24 protein-coding genes are annotated in these 20,066 nt (G+C 46.2%); 23 read left to right on the top strand and 1 reads right to left on the bottom strand.

What is annotated here, in order from left to right; all coding sequences use genetic code 11:
• Positions 1-25 precede the first annotated feature (25 nt).
• The 17 genes from ndk (at position 26) to M3221_RS07650 (ending at position 14,043) form a co-directional block, all read left to right on the top strand.
• Positions 26-472 carry a nucleoside-diphosphate kinase gene (ndk, locus tag M3221_RS07730; RefSeq protein WP_251270924.1) on the top strand — a complete coding sequence of 149 codons (447 nt, stop codon included), beginning with the start codon at positions 26-28 and terminating at the stop codon, positions 470-472.
• 125 nt (positions 473-597) lie between these two features.
• On the top strand, positions 598-1,368 hold the full coding sequence (locus tag M3221_RS07725; protein ID WP_251270923.1) for a CheR family methyltransferase: 771 nt from the start codon (positions 598-600) through the stop codon (positions 1,366-1,368).
• Positions 1,369-1,518: 150 nt separating this feature from the next.
• Positions 1,519-2,694: a chorismate synthase gene (aroC, locus tag M3221_RS07720; RefSeq protein ID WP_251270922.1), complete on the top strand. Its 1,176-nt coding sequence runs from the start codon at positions 1,519-1,521 to the stop codon at positions 2,692-2,694.
• Positions 2,694-3,791: a 3-dehydroquinate synthase gene (gene aroB / locus M3221_RS07715; protein ID WP_251270921.1), complete on the top strand. Its 1,098-nt coding sequence runs from the start codon at positions 2,694-2,696 to the stop codon at positions 3,789-3,791. Before aroC ends, aroB begins: the two co-directional genes overlap by 1 nt.
• On the top strand, positions 3,785-4,156 hold the full coding sequence (aroH, locus tag M3221_RS07710) for a chorismate mutase (RefSeq protein WP_251270920.1): 372 nt from the start codon (positions 3,785-3,787) through the stop codon (positions 4,154-4,156). The genes aroB and aroH overlap by 7 nt, the downstream gene beginning before the upstream one ends.
• Positions 4,157-4,170: 14 nt before the next feature.
• The gene (gene hisC, locus M3221_RS07705; RefSeq protein WP_251270919.1) at positions 4,171-5,268 is read left to right on the top strand and encodes a histidinol-phosphate transaminase; all 1,098 of its coding nucleotides are present in this window, start codon (positions 4,171-4,173) and stop codon (positions 5,266-5,268) included.
• 14 nt (positions 5,269-5,282) lie between these two features.
• Complete coding sequence (locus tag M3221_RS07700; RefSeq protein WP_251270918.1) at positions 5,283-6,386, top strand: prephenate dehydrogenase; 1,104 nt, start codon at positions 5,283-5,285, stop codon at positions 6,384-6,386.
• Between the two features lie 15 nt (positions 6,387-6,401).
• Positions 6,402-7,694: a 3-phosphoshikimate 1-carboxyvinyltransferase gene (aroA, locus tag M3221_RS07695; RefSeq protein WP_251270917.1), complete on the top strand. Its 1,293-nt coding sequence runs from the start codon at positions 6,402-6,404 to the stop codon at positions 7,692-7,694.
• Positions 7,695-7,837: 143 nt separating this feature from the next.
• Complete coding sequence (locus M3221_RS07690) at positions 7,838-9,106, top strand: tetratricopeptide repeat protein (protein ID WP_251270916.1); 1,269 nt, start codon at positions 7,838-7,840, stop codon at positions 9,104-9,106.
• Between the two features lie 22 nt (positions 9,107-9,128).
• Positions 9,129-9,692 carry a ReoY family proteolytic degradation factor gene (locus M3221_RS07685; RefSeq protein ID WP_251270915.1) on the top strand — a complete coding sequence of 188 codons (564 nt, stop codon included), beginning with the start codon at positions 9,129-9,131 and terminating at the stop codon, positions 9,690-9,692.
• 73 nt (positions 9,693-9,765) lie between these two features.
• Positions 9,766-10,218 carry a YpiF family protein gene (locus M3221_RS07680; protein WP_251270914.1) on the top strand — a complete coding sequence of 151 codons (453 nt, stop codon included), beginning with the start codon at positions 9,766-9,768 and terminating at the stop codon, positions 10,216-10,218.
• A gap of 153 nt (positions 10,219-10,371) precedes the next feature.
• The gene (locus tag M3221_RS07675; protein WP_251270913.1) at positions 10,372-10,875 is read left to right on the top strand and encodes a QcrA and Rieske domain-containing protein; all 504 of its coding nucleotides are present in this window, start codon (positions 10,372-10,374) and stop codon (positions 10,873-10,875) included.
• Positions 10,876-10,888: 13 nt separating this feature from the next.
• Positions 10,889-11,563, top strand: coding sequence for a menaquinol-cytochrome c reductase cytochrome b subunit (gene qcrB, locus M3221_RS07670; protein ID WP_046173709.1), 675 nt, complete (start codon positions 10,889-10,891; stop codon positions 11,561-11,563).
• A gap of 45 nt (positions 11,564-11,608) precedes the next feature.
• A complete protein-coding gene (locus M3221_RS07665; RefSeq protein WP_242233620.1) occupies positions 11,609-12,376 on the top strand; it encodes a menaquinol-cytochrome c reductase cytochrome b/c subunit in 768 nt (255 codons plus the stop codon).
• A gap of 55 nt (positions 12,377-12,431) precedes the next feature.
• The gene (lhaT, locus tag M3221_RS07660; RefSeq protein ID WP_396120264.1) at positions 12,432-13,016 is read left to right on the top strand and encodes a lipoprotein heptaprenylglyceryl N-acetyltransferase LhaT; all 585 of its coding nucleotides are present in this window, start codon (positions 12,432-12,434) and stop codon (positions 13,014-13,016) included.
• Between the two features lie 66 nt (positions 13,017-13,082).
• On the top strand, positions 13,083-13,289 hold the full coding sequence (locus tag M3221_RS07655) for a sporulation protein YpjB (protein WP_251270911.1): 207 nt from the start codon (positions 13,083-13,085) through the stop codon (positions 13,287-13,289).
• Positions 13,290-13,362: 73 nt separating this feature from the next.
• Positions 13,363-14,043 (top strand): zinc metallopeptidase, encoded by a 681-nt coding sequence (locus M3221_RS07650; RefSeq protein WP_251270910.1) that lies wholly within the window; start codon positions 13,363-13,365, stop codon positions 14,041-14,043.
• Between the two features lie 207 nt (positions 14,044-14,250).
• Here the strand turns inward: M3221_RS07650 and M3221_RS07645 are convergent, their stop codons facing one another.
• The gene (locus tag M3221_RS07645) at positions 14,251-15,123 is read right to left on the bottom strand and encodes a YitT family protein (RefSeq protein ID WP_251270909.1); all 873 of its coding nucleotides are present in this window, start codon (positions 15,121-15,123) and stop codon (positions 14,251-14,253) included.
• A gap of 95 nt (positions 15,124-15,218) precedes the next feature.
• Here M3221_RS07645 and M3221_RS07640 point away from each other — a divergent pair, with 95 nt between their 5' ends.
• Genes M3221_RS07640 through M3221_RS07615 form a run of 6 tightly spaced genes read left to right on the top strand, consistent with a single transcriptional unit; the run spans position 15,219 to position 20,048 of the window.
• Positions 15,219-15,551, top strand: a complete 333-nt coding sequence (locus tag M3221_RS07640) for a nucleotide pyrophosphohydrolase (protein ID WP_251270908.1) — start codon at positions 15,219-15,221, stop codon at positions 15,549-15,551.
• 2 nt (positions 15,552-15,553) lie between these two features.
• Complete coding sequence (gene dapB, locus M3221_RS07635) at positions 15,554-16,351, top strand: 4-hydroxy-tetrahydrodipicolinate reductase (protein WP_251270907.1); 798 nt, start codon at positions 15,554-15,556, stop codon at positions 16,349-16,351.
• A 12-nt stretch (positions 16,352-16,363) separates the two neighbouring features.
• The gene (locus M3221_RS07630; RefSeq protein WP_251270906.1) at positions 16,364-16,741 is read left to right on the top strand and encodes a methylglyoxal synthase; all 378 of its coding nucleotides are present in this window, start codon (positions 16,364-16,366) and stop codon (positions 16,739-16,741) included.
• Positions 16,742-16,757: 16 nt separating this feature from the next.
• Entirely contained in the window at positions 16,758-17,900 is a 1,143-nt protein-coding gene (gene bshA, locus M3221_RS07625) for an N-acetyl-alpha-D-glucosaminyl L-malate synthase BshA (RefSeq protein ID WP_251270905.1), read from the top strand.
• A complete protein-coding gene (locus M3221_RS07620) occupies positions 17,893-19,089 on the top strand; it encodes a CCA tRNA nucleotidyltransferase (RefSeq protein ID WP_251270904.1) in 1,197 nt (398 codons plus the stop codon). The genes bshA and M3221_RS07620 overlap by 8 nt, the downstream gene beginning before the upstream one ends.
• Positions 19,074-20,048: a biotin--[acetyl-CoA-carboxylase] ligase gene (locus M3221_RS07615; RefSeq protein WP_251270903.1), complete on the top strand. Its 975-nt coding sequence runs from the start codon at positions 19,074-19,076 to the stop codon at positions 20,046-20,048. The genes M3221_RS07620 and M3221_RS07615 overlap by 16 nt, the downstream gene beginning before the upstream one ends.
• The last annotated feature ends 18 nt before the right edge of the window (positions 20,049-20,066 follow it).

Below are 20,066 nucleotides of genomic sequence, written 5' to 3'. Positions count from 1 at the left end.
ATACATAACACAGGAGTGGTGAAAGATGGAGCAAACATACTTAATGGTAAAACCTGATGGAGTACAGCGTGGTTTGATTGGGGAAATTGTGTCGCGTTTTGAGAAAAAAGGCTTCCGCCTTGTGGCTGCAAAGCTGATGCATATAACACCTGAAACAGCTCAACAGCACTACGGGGAACATAAAGAACGCCCATTTTTCGGTGAATTAGTAGATTTTATTACTTCTGGACCTGTTTTCGCCATGGTGTGGGAAGGTGAAAATGTCATTGCGACTGCTCGTCAAATGATGGGGTCTACAAACCCAAAAGATGCAGCACCCGCAACGATTCGCGGTGATTTTGGCGTTATTGTAGGGAAAAATGTCATTCATGGTTCTGATTCTCCTGAAAGCGCCAAGCGTGAAATCAGCCTTTTCTTCCAAGAAAATGAGCTGACAGCGTACGAAAAATCAGGCTCTGAATGGGTCTACTAATCATTCCTGGAGTTTTCAGCCGGCTGGGCTGGAAACTCTTTTTTTATGAAATTTTTCCCACTTCTTTTCCCGAGATCAGCTATAATAAAGAAAAAAGAAGCGAATCGACAGAAAGGATGAGCACAATGGGGGATTACGAACAATTTGTCGGCTCGATTAAGCGAAAAACAGGCATTGACCTTGGTTTATATAAAGAAGCACAAATGAAAAGAAGACTGACGTCTTTATACGAAAAAAAGGGGTATCCATCCTTTTCTACGTTTTTTGACGCATTAAATTCAAATCAAACGATGATGAATGAATTTTTAGACCGGATGACCATCAATGTGTCAGAATTTTATCGGAATGGCAAGCGATGGGAAGTATTAGAGAAAAAAATTCTGCCGCGGCTGCTCAAGGAAAACAAGCGGCTGAAAGTATGGAGTGCGGCCTGCTCTACAGGAGAGGAGCCCTATACGCTTTCTATGATTTTGTCCGCTTATATGCCGCTTGCCTCCGTGTCTGTTCAGGCGACAGATCTTGACGTAAATGTGATTCAAAAAGCAAAGCTGGGTCTTTATCCGGAACGGTCGCTCGCTGAACTGCCGGAACCTATGAAGAGGAAGTATTTTCGACAGGAAGGTGCTTTTTATAAAATTTCTGATGATATTAAACGGACGGTCACGTTTAAAAAACAAAATCTTTTGTCGGATCGATTTGAAAACAGCTTCGACTTGATCGTCTGCCGGAATGTGATGATTTATTTTACAGAAGAAGCAAAAGACGAGCTGTACCGGAAATTTAATGCAGCACTTCGGCCTGGCGGTGTCCTGTTTGTCGGAAGCACGGAACAAATATTTAATCCGGAGCGGTACGGTTTTCAGGTAGAAGATACCTTTTTTTATAAAAAAGTATAAAGCCGGCATGCCGGCTTTTTTAAATTTGTCTCCATGCAGCGCAGAAATTGTGATAAAATTCTCAAAAACAGCCGTTTCGGCTGTTCCAATGAATTTTAAATATGATATAGTAGTACATAACCGCTTTAACGTATTGAAGGGAGCAGGAGAATGAGATATTTAACAGCTGGAGAATCACATGGACCACAATTAACAACGATTATCGAGGGGCTTCCGGCCGGCATGGAGCTTCTTGCAGAAGACATCAACCATGATTTGCTTCGCCGCCAGAAAGGGCATGGGCGCGGCCGCCGCATGCAGATAGAAAAAGATTTAGTAGCGATCAAATCAGGTGTCCGACACGGATATACACTTGGCTCGCCTGTCACGCTGGTTGTGGAAAATGATGATTGGAAGCACTGGACGAAGATCATGGGAATTGAATCACTTGAAAACGAGGAAGCAGCGGAGGAGATCAAGCGGAAAATTACACGCCCTCGTCCTGGACATGCAGATTTAAATGGCGGTATCAAATACGGTCATCGGGATATGCGGAATGTATTGGAACGCTCATCTGCCCGTGAAACAACTGTACGTGTAGCCGCAGGGGCAGCAGCCAAAAAGCTGTTAAAACTACTCGGTGTAGAAATTGCCTCACACGTTGTCGAAATTGGCGGCATTCGTGCTGAAAATGTACAATTTGAAACGATTGCTGAACTGCAGGAGCGCAGTGAAGCATCATCTGTTCGCTGCCTGGATGAAGAAGCAGCAGCAAAAATGATTGAAGCGATTGATAACGCGAAGAAAAACGGTGACTCAATCGGCGGTGTTGTGGAAGTGATTGCAGAAGGAATGCCGATCGGAGTCGGGAGCTATGTTCACTATGACCGCAAGCTTGATGCGAAGGTCGCAGCCGCGATTGTCAGCATTAACGCATTCAAAGGGGTAGAAATTGGCATTGGCTTTGAAGCGGCACGCAAATTCGGCAGCGAAGTGCATGACGAGATTGCCTGGAGTGAGCAGCAGGGCTTTTACCGGAAAACAAACCGTCTGGGCGGCTTTGAAGGCGGTATGACGAACGGGATGCCAGTCGTTGTCCGCGGGGTTATGAAGCCAATCCCAACCCTTTACAAGCCGCTTGAAAGTGTCGATATCGATACAAAAGAGCCATTTACAGCAAGCATTGAGCGTTCAGATGCCTGCGCTGTTCCTGCAGCGGCGGTTGTGGCAGAAGCAGCGGTTGCCTGGGAGCTGGCTAACGCTATTTTAGAACAGTTTAACAGTGATCGGATGGATCATTTAATCCGCCAGGTAAAGGAACATGAAGCGTACGCAAGGGAGTTTTAATGATGAACCGTGTACTTGTTGAAACGACTCATAAAACCTACCCAGTCATCATTGGGGAAGGAGCGGTACAGGAAATCAGCCGCGTTATTCTTGATATACCCAAAGCACCAACCCGCTTGTTTGTCATCGCCGATGAAGCCGTTTATGCGCTTCACGGCGAGGCACTGCGGGACGCACTGCCGTCTTCGCTTGCAACAGACTGGCATTTCGTTCCGGCGGGCGAATCAGCCAAGTCCTTTTCTGTTTTTGAACAATGCTTAACCGCTATGCTTGAAGCAGCGCTTGACCGTCGCTCGCTTGTGATCGCATTTGGCGGAGGCGCCTGCGGCGACCTGGCAGGTTTTTGCGCGGCGAGTTATATGCGTGGTATTCCATTTATTCAAGTTCCGACAACAATATTGGCGCATGACAGTGCTGTCGGAGGCAAAACGGCCATCAATCATCCACTCGGCAAAAATATGATTGGCGCGTTTCATCAGCCGGAGGCGGTGGTGTATGACACAGCTTTCTTAAAGTCGCTTTCTGAGAAGGAAACGAGAAGCGGTTTTGCGGAAGTGATCAAGCATGCTCTCATTGCGGACCCATCACTGCTTGAAAACATTCAGCAGTCGGTGAAAAGCGCGGAAGATATAAAAGGTTCCTTTTTAGAGCATTGTCTGCAAAGAGGAATCGAAATTAAAAGTGCAATCGTAAAAGAAGATGAAAAAGAAACGGGCGTCCGGGCTTTTTTAAACTTTGGCCATACATACGGACATGCGGTAGAGGCGCTGTCCGGCTACGGAAAAACAGCGCACGGCGAGGCGGTTGCCTGCGGCATGATTTTTGCCCTTTATGCTTCACAGTTTAAAAATGATCTTTCCTTCGATACCAGTTCGTTTGCCGCATGGCTGAAGCGAGCGGGATATCCGGTAAAAGCCGGTACAGTTTTTTCGTTTGAAGACATTTACGCTGTGATGACCCGCGACAAAAAAGCATACGGCGGCACGGTCCGTTTTGTTTTGCTGAATGAGGTAGGCAAGCCGTATGTAACAGAAATGACAAAAGAAGAGCTTCAGCATATTGACGAGCACTTTCGAAAGGAGTCCGACACATGGTAAGAGGAATCCGTGGAGCCATTACGGTGTCAGCAAATGACAGCCGTTTAATGGAAGAAGCAACAAAACGTCTCATGGAAGAGATGATTGCACAAAATAACATTGATCCGGAAACCGTCTGCTCGGCGTTTTTATCTGCTACCAATGATTTAGATGCCATGTTTCCAGCCAAGGTACTGCGCGAGCAGAACGGGTGGGAATACGTTCCGGTTATGTGCATGCAGGAGCTGGCGATCAAAGGCGGTTTAGAACGCTGCATTCGAATTATGATGCACGTGAACACAGAAGTGGCGCAAAAAGATATTCAGCACGTTTATTTAGAAGGAGCGTCCGTTCTGCGTCCGGACTTGCAGCAATCAACAAACTGAAGGAGCGGAAAAAAATGAAATGGAAAGAACAAATACTTACATTAAAAGCATATCAGCCCGGCCGTACAACGGATGAAGTAAAAAAAGCATATGGCCTGCAGGACGTTGTCAAGCTTGCATCCAATGAAAACCCATTTGGCTCATCGGAACGAGTAACGAAAAGTATCCGTGAATACGCGGAATCATTTGCGATTTACCCGGATGGTTATACAACGAGTCTTCGCAAGGAGCTTGCTTCTTTCTTAAACATAAGCGAAAAACAGCTGATTTTCGGAAATGGCTCGGACGAAATTATTTTAATGCTTTCCCGTGCCATGCTTGAGCCCGGAAAAAACACAATTATGCCAACTCCTTCATTTCCGCAGTATCGCCATAATGCCATTGTAGAAGGTGCCGAAATACGGGAAGTAGAGCTTGTGGATGGCGCGCACGATTTGGACAAAATGGCTCAAGCCATTGATGAAAATACGGCTATTGTCTGGCTCTGCAGCCCGAACAATCCAACAGGTGTCCACATTACGGATGTACAGCTTCGCGGATTTTTAAACGGGGTACCGGAAGGCGTTTTGGTTGTGCTCGATGAAGCGTACTACGAATATGTAACAGCGTCCGATTACTACGATGCACTGGACATTATTAAAGAATATAAAAATGTGATTGTATTGCGCACGTTTTCTAAAGTATACGGCTTAGCTGCTTTCCGTGTCGGCTATGGAATTGCAGACGAATCGCTTATCGCACAGCTTGATCCCGTTCGTGAACCGTTTAATGTAAATTCGGTCGGACAAGTGGCAGCAGCAGCGGCTCTGTCGGATCAATCGTTTATTGAACAGTGCCGTATAGCAAACAAAGAAGGCTTAGAGCAGTTTTATGCGTTCTGCCGTGAAAATAATCTTGCGTTCTATCCATCAGAAGCAAACTTTATTTTGATCGATTTCAACTGTGACAGCAACGAGCTGTTTGAATACTTAATGTCAAAAGGATATATTGTCCGCTCAGGCGCTGCTCTTGGCATTCCGGGAACGGTGCGGGTTACAGTGGGATCAAAAGAACAAAATGAAGGTGTTATCGAGGCAATGAAAAGCTTTTTGGCTGAAACTGTAAAAAGATAGAAGGTGATGCGCCGATGAGAGGAAATGTTTTTATTGCCGGTCTTGGCTTAATTGGCGGATCTCTTGCAAAAGCGATAAAAAAAGCCCATGAGCAGGCTCATATTATCGGATTTGATGTTCGAGAATCCGAACTGGGTCTTGCAGAAGCACTTAACATTATAGATGAAAAGGCTTCTTCGTTTGAAGAAGGAGCCAAACGAGCGGATTTAATTATTTTAGCGGTGCCGGTTTTAAAAACGGAGGAAATGATTGAGATCCTTGCTGGACTCCCGCTAAAAGAAGGCGTGCTGGTAACGGATACAGGCAGCACAAAAAGCCGTATCATGGAGCGGGCCAAGCTTCTTGAAGAAAAAGAAGTTGTGTTTATCGGCGGCCACCCGATGGCAGGTTCTCATAAAAGCGGGGTCGCTGCTTCAAAAGAGCTGTTATTTGAAAATGCCTTTTACCTGCTGACGCCAGGGGGCGCCGCGAAAGAAAAACACGTTGCGATTTTAAGAAAATGGCTGGAAGGCACGCGGGCAAACATTCTAGAAGTAACAGCAGAAGAGCACGATAAAATGACAGGTGTAATCAGCCATTTTCCGCATATTATTGCCGCCTCGCTTGTGCACCAGGCTCAAAAATTCAATGAAGACAATCCGTTGATTGAGCGGCTGGCTGCCGGCGGTTTCCGGGATATTACCCGCATTGCTTCCTCAAACCCGGAAATGTGGAGGGATATTTCACTTCACAATAAAGAAATGCTCATCTCGTTATTAACCAACTGGCGTGATGAGATGGATGGGGTTTTATCTCTTTTGGAAACAGAAAATGGAGAAAAGCTCTATCACTATTTTAGCGACGCGAAAAAATTTCGGGATGGCCTTCCGACTGCTTCAAAAGGAGCTATTCCTGCTTTCTATGAAATGTACGTAGATGTGCCGGATTATCCAGGCGTCATCTCTGAATTAACAGGCTATCTGGCGGATGAGCGCATCAGCATTACCAACATTCGGATTGTTGAAACACGTGAAGATGTGTTCGGTGTTTTGGTGATCAGCTTTCAAAGCGAAAGGGACCGCCTTCGCGCCAAGCAGTGCATTGAGCAGAAAACAACATATGATTTATTCTTAGCATAAGAGAGGGTACAAAACATGAAACTGACGTTTACTAATCCGTCTCTTGGCGGGCGTATAGAAGTGCCGGGTGACAAGTCTATTTCTCACCGTTCCATTATGTTCGGAGCGCTCGCAGAAGGAAGAACAACAGTCCGCCACTTTTTAAAAGGGGAAGATTGCTTAAGCACGATTGACTGCTTCCGCAAGCTTGGCGTACAAATTGAGGAAACAGATGAAGAAATCATTGTCCACGGAAAAGGGTGGGAAGGGCTGCAAGAGCCGTCTGCCATCCTAGATACAGGAAATTCGGGGACAACCACACGGTTAATGCTTGGTATTTTAGCCGGACGCCCATTCCATTCTGTGATGATTGGGGATGAATCGATCGGCAAACGTCCAATGGACCGGGTAACAGTGCCTCTTGCAAACATGGGTGCGGATATCGCCGGACGCGACAATGGGCGTTTCACGCCGCTTTCCATTCGCGGCCGTAAGTTGAATACAACCGAGTACCGCCTGCCAGTTGCGAGTGCACAGGTAAAATCAGCCGTTATCTTTGCAGCGCTCCAGGCAGATGGAGAATCGGTTATCATTGAACCGGAAGCAACGCGCGATCATACTGAAAAAATGATCGAGCAGTTTGGCGGCCAGATCCGCCGGGAGGGTGACCGGATTATCGTTCATGGCGGCCAGACATTCCAAGGAACAGATGTGTATGTACCGGGAGATATTTCATCAGCTGCCTTTTTTATGGTAGCAGCAGCTATTACGCCGAATAGCGAAGTCGTGCTCGAAAATACCGGCTTGAACGAAACAAGAACGGGAATCATTGATGTAATGAAGCAAATGGGTGCAGATATAACGATTGAGAAAACGACGGAATCAGGTGAAGAAATGGGCACCATTACCGTGAGAACATCTCAATTAAAAGGAATCGAAATCGGCGGCTCTATTATTCCGCGGCTGATTGATGAAATTCCAATTATTGCCCTGCTTGCGACGCAGGCGGAAGGCGAAACGGTGATTCGCGATGCGGAAGAATTAAAAGTGAAAGAAACAAACCGTATTGACACCGTTGTAAATGAGCTGAAAAAGCTGGGAGCAGACATTGAAGCAACCGATGATGGAATGATTATTCGCGGAAAGTCTTCGCTTCACGGCGGATCCGTTTCTTCACACGGAGATCATCGAATCGGTATGGTTATGGCGATCGCCTCTCTGCTGACAGATGGTGCTGTAGAACTTGAGAATCATGAAGCCATTGCCGTTTCATATCCTGAATTTTTCGATCATTTGAATACACTGGTTAAAGGAGCGTCCTCTTTATGAGGGCGTTTTTCTGTTTTGGAAAGAAGGAATATAGCGGTCAAAGTAGAATACATGAAGTACAAGCCAAAAAGTTGCCCGATTGACCATCTTTGATTAAAATAAGGAATTAAGAAACGAAGACGGAGAAAGAAGAGGCGGTAAACATGAACAATGCGGAAAATATGATCGCACACCTGGAAAAGGGAGATATGGCAGGTGCATCTGCCCTATATGAAAAGGTGCTCGCCTCTAGTGATGCAGAAGAACAATTTATGCTGGGGGAGCAGCTGCTCCAGCTTGGCTTTTTAGATGAAGCAAGGCAGCTGTTTGAAGAGCTGCTGCGTTCTTTTCCGGGAGAAGGAGAGCTGTCGCTGCTTTTGGCAGAGACGCTTGTAGAACTTGACCGTGAAGAAGAAGCGATGCTTATTTTAGACGAGATTGATGATAGTGACCCGTTTTATACGCGATCACTGCTCGTGCTGGCCGATTTATATCAAATGCAGGGTCTGTATGAAGTCAGCGAGCAAAAGCTCCTGCAGGCACAACAGGCAGAACCGGACGAGCCTGTTATTAAGCTTGCACTTGGGGAGCTGTATTTAGAAGAAGGCAAGTTTTTAGAAGCCATCCGGCAGTACAAGGAACTTGAAGAAGCGGGCATGGAGGAGATTGCCGGCATTTCGATTCAAAAGCGCCTGGCAGAAGCATACAGTGCCGGCGGTGCTTTTGAAGAAAGCCTGCCTCACTTCGAGAAGGCCCTTGATGATAAAATAGATATTGATACCCTGTTTATGTATGGTTTTACTGCTTTTCAAGCAGGCCAATACAAAACGGCCGCAGCGAAGTTAACAGAAGCAGCAGAGCTTGACCCTGATTATCATTCTGTTTACTTGTACTTAGCACGCGCGCATGAAATGGAAGAAGATTTAGAAGCGGCTCTTGAAGCGGCCCGTTCTGGAATTGCGCGGGATGCGTATCAAAAAGAATTGTTTTTGCTTGCAGGAAAGCTGGCTTTAAAACGGGGCCTTGAAGAAGAAGGGGAGGCTCATTTTCGTGAGTCCCTTGCCCTGGATCCAGAATATACAGAGGCTGCCCTGGCACTGAATGCATTGCTGATGAAAAAGGAAGAATACGAAGGAGTGCTTGAAATTGCTTCGGTCTTCCGCGAAGCGGGCAGTGCAGAGCCTTTGCTGCTGTGGGACGCAGCCAGAGCTGCAGAGCGGCTGGAGGAGTACAAAGAAGCGGCAGAACTATATGAATACCTTTATCCGATTTTAAATGAAAATACAGAGTTTCTGGCCGAGTACGGCTATTTCTTGCTTGAGGACGGACATCGCCAGCAGGCGCTTTCTATTTTCCAAAAGTTAATGAAAGAAGAGCCGCTTAATGACGAATGGTCAGAACTTGTAGAACGCTTAAATACAGATACCTATTAAAAAAGGCAGAGGAGTGATGATGATGACTGCTCCGGTTTCCGTTCATGAGAAAAAGGATTTTATCCGCTGGTTTTTAAATCATTATCAGCTAAAGCGCAGAGAATCTGTCTGGATTTTAAACTATTTAATGAGCCATGACCAGCTTATGGAACATGTGCATTTTGTGGATGACGCCCAGTACTGTCCAAGAGGCATGATTATGTCATCTCATTGTGTGGACAGCGCACCTTTTCGCTTTTTTAAAGACAACATTATGACAACAGATGCAGAAAAGTCTTTTCATGATATTCGTTTAAATAAAGATGAAGATATCTTTATCGAATTAAAATTCAAAGATGCCCACTTGTCGCATCAATATGCGGCTGTACGGGTCGAAAATCCGTTTATGCCAAAACGGGTTCGGCTGACGGAAAAAGAAAAAGAGCTGGCCGAGCAATTTTTAAAATGGAGCGTGTATGATTTTCAGCGCGACCGCTTAAAAGAACAGATTGACGAGGCGCTCGACCGTGGAGACAAAGAAACCTTTTTCCGGCTGACCGACCAGCTCAATGAATTATTGGAACATACAAACGCATCCGACTGCTGACCGGATGCGTTTTTTCATAGCCTTGTATTTACAACCGGAAGAAAAGCGCTATATGATAAAAGAGGGTGATAAAATGAATTGGAATGGGAAAGATGCTGCACTCGTTGAGCAGCAAAAAAACTATATTGATACGGTTCTTATACCGCTTGTTCCGCTGGATTTTGGAACAGGGTTCAGGCAGTCAGCTGAGCAATATGAATTTATTGGACTGCTGGCTGATTTTCTTGAACGTCAGTTTAAAGGAAGGATCGTTGTAACACCGCCGTACGCTTATGTACCGGAAATGGCAGGTAACGCTGCTCTTTGGTCAGAAAGAGCACGCTCAGCAGCGTTTAAGCACGTTTTTTTTCTAACGGCAGATTCCATGTGGCGTACGAGGGAAAATGAACTGGGCGGCTCAGTCATTTTGGTTCCGTCTGTCCCCCTTGGTGACATGGAGGAGTCAGTTAAGCACTCGCTCATCTCCCACCAGGCAAAACAGCTTATTCAGACGGTTGTAGAGAAATGGCAAGATAATATTGAATAATTCAGAAAAATTTCACAATAAAAAAGCGTTTTCATCCCGAGGTTATTGACCTGCTATCCGGTATAGATTATCATAATAATGTCCTAGTTTATATTTATGTTCATATATTAGTCCACAACGGGCGACGCAAAGTGTATAAGGGGGAGGGAAAGTATGGGGAAACAACCTGTATCAAGACGTCAGTTTCTGAATTACACTCTCACTGGTGTAGGCGGTTTCATGGCGGCAGGTATGCTCATGCCGATGGTTCGTTTTGCGGTTGATCCGGTGCTTAAAGGGGAAGCGGCCGGCGATTTTCATCCTACACAACAAAAGGTAGCTGATTTAACAGATGTACCGGTACGCGTTGACTTTTCTTATGAGCAGACTGACGCATGGTATACATCGGAAGTCACAAGTACGGCCTGGGTTTACAAAAACGATAAAAACGAGGTTGTTGCATTGTCTCCAATATGCAAGCATCTTGGCTGCACGGTAAGCTGGGAAGGAAGCGGTCACAAAGACAAGTTTTTCTGTCCTTGCCATAACGGCATGTATGAAAAAAACGGAAAAAATGTCCCGAATACACCGCCGTTGAGACCGCTTGATGTCTATCCGACTGCGGAAAAAGACGGGCTCCTTCAGCTTGGCAAACCACAGGCAAACAATATCGTGTAGGGAGGCGTACAATATGCTCAATAAAATTTATGACTGGGTGGATGAACGTCTTGATATTACGCCGATGTGGCGCGATATTGCAGACCATGAAGTACCTGAGCACGTGAATCCGGCTCATCACTTCTCGGCATTTGTTTACTGTTTTGGCGGCTTGACGTTTTTTGTTACCGTCATTCAAATTCTGTCCGGAATGTTTTTAACCATGTACTATGTGCCGGATATTAAAAATGCATGGGAATCGGTTTACTATCTTCAAAATGAAGTCGCTTTTGGCGTTATTGTACGCGGCATGCATCACTGGGGTGCAAGTCTTGTTATTGTCATGATGTTTTTACATACACTGCGTGTTTTCTTCCAGGGAGCTTACAAAAAACCGCGTGAGTTAAACTGGATTGTCGGTGTTTTAATTTTCTTTGTGATGCTGGGTCTCGGTTTTACCGGTTACCTGCTGCCCTGGGATATGAAAGCACTTTTTGCTACCAAGGTAGGCATTGAAATTGCCGCTTCCACGCCGCTGATCGGCCATGAATTAAAAGTGCTGCTTGCCGGCCACCCCGATATTGTCGGTGCACAAACACTCACACGCTTTTTTGCCATTCATGTCTTTTTCCTGCCGGCTGCTTTGCTTGGCTTAATGGGTGCCCACTTTATCATGATCCGCAAGCAGGGGATTTCCGGTCCATTATAAAATCGGCCTTGCCCATTTCAGTCCAATTCAAAGGAGGGGAACGCAATGCATCGTGGAAAAGGAATGAAGTTTGTCGGAGACTCGCGGGTTCCTGCTGAACGAAAACCGAATATTCCGAAAGATTATTCGGAATATCCAGGCAAAACCGAGGCTTTCTGGCCGAACTTCCTTTTGAAAGAGTGGATGGTCGGTTCGGTGTTTTTAATAGGCTATTTATGCTTGACCATCGCTCACCCATCACCGCTTGAGCGTGTTGCAGATCCGACAGATACCGGCTACCTGCCGCTGCCAGACTGGTACTTCTTGTTTTTATACCAGCTTTTAAAATACTCGTACGCATCCGGACCATACAACATTATTGGTGCTTTTGTTATTCCAGGTCTTGCCTTTGGCGGGCTTATGCTGGCACCGTTTATTGACCGCGGTCCAAAGCGCCGCCCCATTGATCGCCCATTTGCAACGGGCTTTATGCTTCTCTCTCTCGCTGCGGTCATTTTCCTAACCTGGGAAGCTGTAAATGCAGTAGACTGGAAAGCAAGGGAAGCGCAGGGGGCAATTGTAGAAGAAGCCGCTATCGACACAAACTCTGATGGGTTTAAAATTTATCAGGAAAATGGCTGTATCAACTGTCACGGTGATACATTGTCAGGAGGATCGGCGGCACCGTCTCTTGTCGGCACCGGGCTGACACCGGAAGAAGTCGCCGATATCGCGAAAAATGGGAAAGGTTCCATGCCGCCGGGAATGTATAAAGGAAATGAAGAAGACTTAAAGAAGCTGTCTGAATTTATTTCTACACTAGAAGCAAAATAAAACGAAATGAACGGGACTGTCCGGCTCGATGGGCAGTCTTTTTTTCCATGGAGGCATATATATGCTGTTTTTTCTTTTATCAAACCGCTCCTTTATGTGGGTGCTTTTTATCATTAATTTACTTGGAACGATTTATGGATACATATGGTACATGCCTCAGTTAGAGCAGACAGATCCTGTTTTTCTTCCGTTCGTGCCTGACAGTCCGACCGCGAGCTTGTTTTTTACAATCGCCTTATTCGGCCTTTTGATTGGCCGGAACTGGGGGCTTATGCAGGCGCTCGCTGTTATGACCTTATTTAAATACGGAATATGGGCCGTTGTGATGAATGGGCTGACGCTCTTTGTTACAGGAGATCTCTCCTGGCTTGGCTGGATGCTGGTCGCCTCACATTTGGGCATGGCTGTCCAGGGGCTGCTTTATGCCCCATTTTTTCGGGTCCAGCCGATTCACCTGATTGTGGCTGCGGTCTGGACTGTTCATAACGAAATGATCGATTACGTTTTTATGCAGTATCCTGTGTATTCACAGCTTGATTTATACATTCAGGAAATTGGTTATTTTACATTTTGGCTCAGCCTGCTCTCTATTTTCATCACATGGTGGGTGTGTGTACGTTCAAAGCGATTAATGTGGTGAGAAACGGCATCATTCCTTCATCTCCGCGCATATACTGAAAAAAGCAGATGGGCGGGGGGATGGAGAATGGACAAAGTTATCGCATTTATCTGGAGTTTCCTTCTCATATTTGTACCAGTCAGCGGAGCGGAAGAAATGAATCCTGAGAAAAAAGAAGATCTGATTCACGTCACTGCACTCACGGGCGGGGTTATCGTGGCAGCGTTCTTATACACAGGCAGAAAAAAGTACAAAGGCATGAAAGAAGAACGAAAAAACAAGCATAATCTTTGACGCCCGGGGGTATAAATCGTTAAAATAAAGATAAGACAAAATACGACAACACAACGGAGGTAGAGGGAGTTAGATGATTTGGATCATTTATTTTATCCTGTTGATTTTGCTGCCGCTTTGGGCGCAATTTAAGGTGAAAAGCACGTATAATAAGTATTCAAAAGTAGCCGTTTCAACGGGAATTACTGGTGCAGAAGCAGCACGCCGCATTTTGGACGATAATGGTCTGCAGCATGTAAAAGTAGTGGAATCACGCGGGTTTTTAAGTGACCATTACAATCCGATTACAAAAACAGTGAACCTGTCACCGAATAACTTTCATGGTCATTCCATTGCTGGAGCGGCTGTCGCGGCTCATGAGGTGGGACACGCTATTCAGGACAAAGTCGGCTATGCGTTTCTTCGCTTCCGCCACGCTCTTGTTCCAATTGCGAATTTCAGCTCAAATATGTCATGGATTTTCATTATGATTGGCATTTTTGCCAGCGCTACGAATATGCTCCTGCTCGGGATTATTTTAATGGCTGCTGGTGTTCTATTTCAAGTTATCACACTGCCGGTGGAGTTTAATGCATCAAACCGGGCCATGGACCAAATTGTTGCTTCTGGCATTATTCGCAACAATGAGGAACGCGAGGCGCGCAAAGTGTTAAATGCGGCTGCCATGACTTATGTAGCAGCGGCTGCTGTAGCCGTTCTAGAGCTGCTTCGCCTTGTACTAATGTACACGGGAATGGCTCAAAACGACGATTAATCAAAAAGCACCAGAATTTTCCGGTGCTTTGAGAGTGTAGACAAAGTAAGAAAGCAGGCTGATTGAAAACGTCTGACTTTCCAGGAACGCCGCCGGCTGGGAAGCGGAGTGACCTTTTTGGGGGTCATGAGCATTCACAGCTGGCAAGTGACGCCGAAAGCGGGCGTTTGTGGGCAGCCTGAAGCACCGGGAATTTCCCGGTGCTTTTTAACGTTCAATCGGCTGTTTGTTTTCATCAAGAGTAAAGCCTTCTCCCAATACATCATGCACAACTGTCACCGAAACAAATGCGTGCGGATCCACTGCATGAATAATATTCTTCAGTCGGACGATCTCATTTCGGCCCACCACGCAGTATAAAACATCGCGTTCCTGCTTTGTGAAAGAGCCATATCCTTTTAAAATCGTCACTCCGCGATCCATTCGTTTGTTAATTTCGTCCGCAATTTCCTCATGAGCAGAAGAGATAATCATCGCGCCGCGCGCCGCGTATGCTCCTTCCTGCATAAAGTCAATGACACGTGCTGCGACAAAAACGGCAACGAGCGTGTACATCGCTTCCCGGTAATTGATATATGTTAAAAAGGAAGCTGTAATTACGACCGCATCAAATAAAAACATGGTTTTGCCCATGCTTATCTGCCAATATTTATGTACAAGCCGCGCAATAATATCGACGCCTCCTGTTGTGCCTCCGTACCGGAACGTAATCCCAAGGCCCACTCCGATAAAAACTCCTGCAAACAGAGCGGCAAGAAACAGGTCATCCCGAAGTGGGATGTGAAATTGCCAGTTTTGAAATATCCATAAAAAGAAGGAAACGCTAAAGGTGCCAATCAGCGTATAATAAAAAGAGACACGGCCGAGCAGTTTCCACCCGATCAAAAAAATGGGAATGTTAAGAAGTAAATTCGAGTAGGAAGGATCAATTTCAAATAAATTGTATAATAGCAGGGTAATGCCTGTAAAACCGCCCTCCGCTAAATTGTTCTGCATGTTAAAATGGACAAGCCCAAATGAAAAAATAGCTGAGCCAACCAAAATAAAAAATACATTTTTGGATTTAATGCCGCTTTTCATATACGTTCTCCTTTTTATTGTGATGAATAATAAGAAAAAATTGCACCTCCTCTATATAATATGTAACATATAAAAGAAAGAAAGTGGTGAAAAAAATGGATAAATCGATGCGTGATATGCAAAAAGAAGTAGACGACTATATCGGCCAGTTTAAAGAGGGCTACTTCAGTCCGCTTGCGATGATGGCCCGCCTGACAGAAGAAATGGGCGAACTGGCCCGTGAAGTCAACCATTACTACGGAGAGAAGCCAAAGAAAACATCCGAAGAAGAGAAAACGATCGAGGAAGAACTCGGGGATGTTTTGTTTGTAGCCATTTGCCTGGCAAATTCGCTCGAGATTGATTTGCAGACGGCACACGACCGGGTCATGCACAAATTCCAGACAAGAGACAAAGACCGCTGGACCAAAATTGAGGAGGATAAGTAAAAATGAGCAGTATTCGTGTTATTATCGCGGGCCCGCGCGGCCGCATGGGAATGGAAGCAGTTAAAATGGTGATGAATACACCAGAATTTGAATTGGTGGCAGCCCTGGACCGAAAACATGCCGGGGAAACACTGGAGGATATCGGGTTTTCTGGCTCGAAAGCACCGATTTATACAGACGCAAAGGACTGCTTCTCAGAGCATCAAGCCGATGTATTGATTGATTTAACAACACCTGAATTCGGCTATGTACATACAAAAACAGCACTTGAGCACGGTATTCGTCCAGTGGTAGGGACAACGGGCTTTACCGATGAACAGCTGGAGGAACTAAAAGAGCTTTCTGCCTCAAAAGAGCTTGGATGCATTATTGCCCCTAACTTTGCCATTGGCGCCGTTCTGATGATGAAGTTTTCCCAGATGGCAGCGAAGTACTTTAGCGACGTAGAAATCATCGAGCTTCACCACGATAAAAAGCTTGATGCACCGTCTGGCACAGCCGTGAAAACAGCGCACATGATCAGCGAAGTGCGTGAACCGAAACGCCAGGGGCATCCAGAAGAAAAAGAAACGATTCCAGGCGCACGCGGTGCCGAAATGGACGGCATGCATATTCATAGTGTCCGCCTGCCGGGCTTAATTGCACATCAGCAGGTGCTGTTTGGTGCGGACGGCGAGTCCTTAACAATCCGTCATGACTCTTACAACCGGGCATCCTTTATGTCTGGTGTGAAAGTATGTGTGGAAACGGTCATGAAAACAAAAACATTGGTGTATGGTCTCGAAAATATCTTGGATTAATGGGGGATTCTAATGAATATTGCACTGATTGCACATGATAAGAAAAAAGACGACTTGATCGAATTTGTAGACCTTCATAAAGATGTGTTTGGTGCCCACACGCTTTTTGCAACGGGCACTACCGGCACGCGGGTAATGGAAAAAACAGGACTTGATGTGCACCGGTTTCAATCCGGGCCGCTTGGAGGAGACCAGGAAATCGGCGCCCGTATCGCACGAGGGGAAATGGATTTTGTTTTTTTCTTCCGGGATCCACTTACGGCGCAGCCGCATGAGCCGGACGTGACCGCGCTTGTCCGTCTTTGTGATGTATATTCTGTTCCGCTTGCAACAAACCTTGGAACAGCACGCGTATTGATTGATGGTATTATTGAAGAACAGAGTGAATGATCGGCAGGAGAAAAATATGGGATTAAACATTGGTATTACATGCTATCCATCTGTGGGCGGGTCAGGCGTCGTGGCAACGGAGCTTGGCAAGCTTCTGGCTGAGCAGGGGCATACCATTCATTTTATTACATCGGCTGTTCCGTTTCGGCTTAATCGGGTATACCCGAATATCTTTTTTCATCAAGTGGAAGTCAATCAATATTCGGTTTTTCAGTACCCGCCTTATGATATTGCCCTCGCAAGCAAAATGGCTGAGGTGATTGAGCGTGAAAAGCTTGATATTTTACACGTTCATTATGCAATCCCGCACGCAGTTTGCGCTATTCTGGGCAAGCAGATGGCCAAGTCGAACGTAAAAATCGTGACCACGCTGCATGGAACAGATATTACGGTGCTTGGCACAGATTCGGCACTGGCACCAGCCATTAAATTCGGTATTGAACAATCGGATGCGGTCACAGCTGTTTCTCACTCGCTTGCGAAGCAGACAAAAGAGATGATCCATCCGGATAAACACATTGAAACCGTCTACAACTTTATTGATGAGCGGGTATACCATCCTGTTGAAAGGGCCCGCCATTTAAGAAAAGAGTTTGGCATTAGAGACGATGAAAAAGTGGTCATTCACGTATCGAATTTCCGCGCCGTCAAACGAGTCACAGATGTAATAAAAGTATTTGCCAACATTGCTGAGCAAATGCCCGCAAAGCTTCTCCTTGTTGGAGATGGGCCGGAGATGACGGTTGTCTGCCGGCTGGCCGAATCACTTGGACTTGAAGGACAAGTGCTTTATCTTGGAAAGCAAAACAATTTAGCGGAATTATACACGATCAGTGATGTGAAGCTTCTTCTGTCAGAGAAAGAAAGCTTTGGACTCGTCGCTCTTGAGGCAATGGCATGCGGCGTGCCGTGTATTGGAACGGATGCAGGCGGCATTCCGGAAGTGATTGAGGACGGTGAAAACGGCTTTGTCCGCCCCATTGGTGACATCGAAGCGATCAGCGGGGCAGCGATCGAATTGCTGACAAATGAAGCCTTATATGAACGGATGAAGCAGCGGTCAATAAAAACCGTTCAGGAGCAGTTTCATTCATCTGATATTGTAAAGCAATATGAACGTATTTATTACAGCTTGCTGGAGGAAGCCATTTATGATTGACCATCCTTTTTTTCGCCAGGCGCTGCCGGTTATTGCACGCCTGGAAGAAGCGGGCTTCGAAGCATTTTTTGTCGGCGGAGCGGTCCGGGACCTTTTTCTGGGCCGTCCTGTTCATGATGTAGATATTGCCACATCAGCAGTGCCGACTGAAGTAAAAGCAGTGTTTAGGAAAACGGTCGATGTCGGTATTGATCATGGGACCATTCTCGTTTTGCATGATGGTATTGGATTCGAAGTGACCACATTTCGGACTGAATCCGACTATACCGATTTCAGGCGGCCGGACGAGGTTCGGTTTGTCCGTTCCCTGTATGAGGATTTAAAACGCCGCGATTTTACGATGAATGCAATGGCGATGAATAAAAATGGCGAATGGATTGACCCCTTTGGCGGGAAAGAAGATATCCAAACGAGAAAAATCCGGACTGTAGGCCGTGCAGGCGAACGTTTTTCAGAGGATGCCCTCCGAATGATGCGTGCTGCCCGGTTCGTTAGCCAGTTGTCTTTTTATTTGGATAACGATACGAAGGAAGCGATGACCGAGCATGCGCCGCTGCTCGGTCACATCGCCGTTGAGCGGAAGCTGAACGAAATGGATAAACTGTTTAGCGGGTGCGATAAGCGCCAGGCGGTGGCTGTATTAATTGAAACAGGACTTTATCAATTTCTGCCGGGGCTGGATGGACAAAAGCCCGCGCTTACCCGATTGGCAGGCCTTCCGATTGAAGGGCTGACAGCAGATCAGGTTTGGACAGCGGCAGCTTACTTGTGTGCAGAGGAAGATCCGGTCCCATTTTTAACACAATGGCGGCTTCCGCAAAAAAGAATTAAAAGCATCAGCCGAAGTGTTCGAACGTTAATTCAGTTTTTAGCGAAAGGCGTTACCGATTGGCAGCTTTTTCAAGGCGGACTCCAGTCATCTGTTGACGCCGCGGCTGTAGGGTACGCACTGACCGGAGGAAAAGAGCTGGATGCCGGAAGTGCAGCCAGCCGTTTCGAATCGCTTCCGATAAAAAGCCGTCACGATCTCGTCATTACAGGAAATGATTTGATCCAATGGGCGTCCAAGCCAAGAGGTCCATGGATAAAAGAAGTGCTTGAACGAACGGAGCGGGCTGTCATTGCACGCGACGTTCCAAACGAGCGAACGGAAATTGAAAGGTGGCTGCATGCATGCAATCTTCTGTAAAGCATAAGCTGCTCGAGGTGTTTTCAAAAGCAGATGGTGAGTTTGTATCCGGCCAGGCATTGGCTGACTACATTGGCTGTTCGCGAACCGCTGTCTGGAAGCATATTGAATCACTGCGGCAGGAAGGCTTTGAGCTTGAAGCAGTACGAAACAAAGGCTACCGTATTACAGGGAAGCCTGATAAAGTAAGTGAAAATGAATTGTTAATCGGTCTTCAAACGGACCAGCTCGGTAAACAAATTATTTTTAAAGAAACAGTAGAATCTACGCAGAAAGAAGCACATAAAATCGCGGAAGAATCAGAGGAAGGAACGCTGGTCATTGCGGAAGAGCAAACAGCAGGGCGCGGCCGCATGACCAGAGCATGGCATTCTCCTAAGGGTACAGGGATTTGGATGAGTCTTATTTTAAAGCCAAACCTTCCGCCTGTGAAAGCGCCGCAGTTTACGTTGATTGCGGCTGTGGCCGTTGCAGAAGCTATTCAAGATGTAACCGGGCTGACGCCGGAAATCAAGTGGCCCAATGACCTTTTGATGAACGGAAAAAAAATAACCGGTATTTTAACAGAACTTCAAGCGGATGCTGACCGTATCCGTTCCATTATTATTGGGATTGGCATGAATGTAAACCAGCAGGCATTTCCGGCTGAGCTTGAAGACATTGCTACTTCACTCGCCATTGAAAAAGGAGAAACCATCTCCCGCGCTAAGCTTGTACAGGCTATCCTTAAAAATATGGAAACCTACTATAAAGAGTATGTGGAAAACGGGTTTGCCTCGATCAAAGAAAAATGGGAATCCTTTGCCGTTTCGATTGGCCGTCATATTACGGCCCGAACCGTGAACGGCTCGATTCGAGGGAAGGCAATTGGGATTACAGAAGAAGGCGTATTAAAGCTGCAGGATGAAGAAGGCATCATTCACTCGATCTACTCAGCGGACATTGAAATTGAACGGTAGTCAAATGAGGGGATGCCT

It is taken from the genome of Domibacillus indicus (assembly GCF_023715895.1).
GTDB classification, from domain to species: domain Bacteria; phylum Bacillota; class Bacilli; order Bacillales; family Domibacillaceae; genus Domibacillus; species Domibacillus indicus_A.
This window is presented reverse-complemented; position numbering and strand designations above follow the sequence as displayed.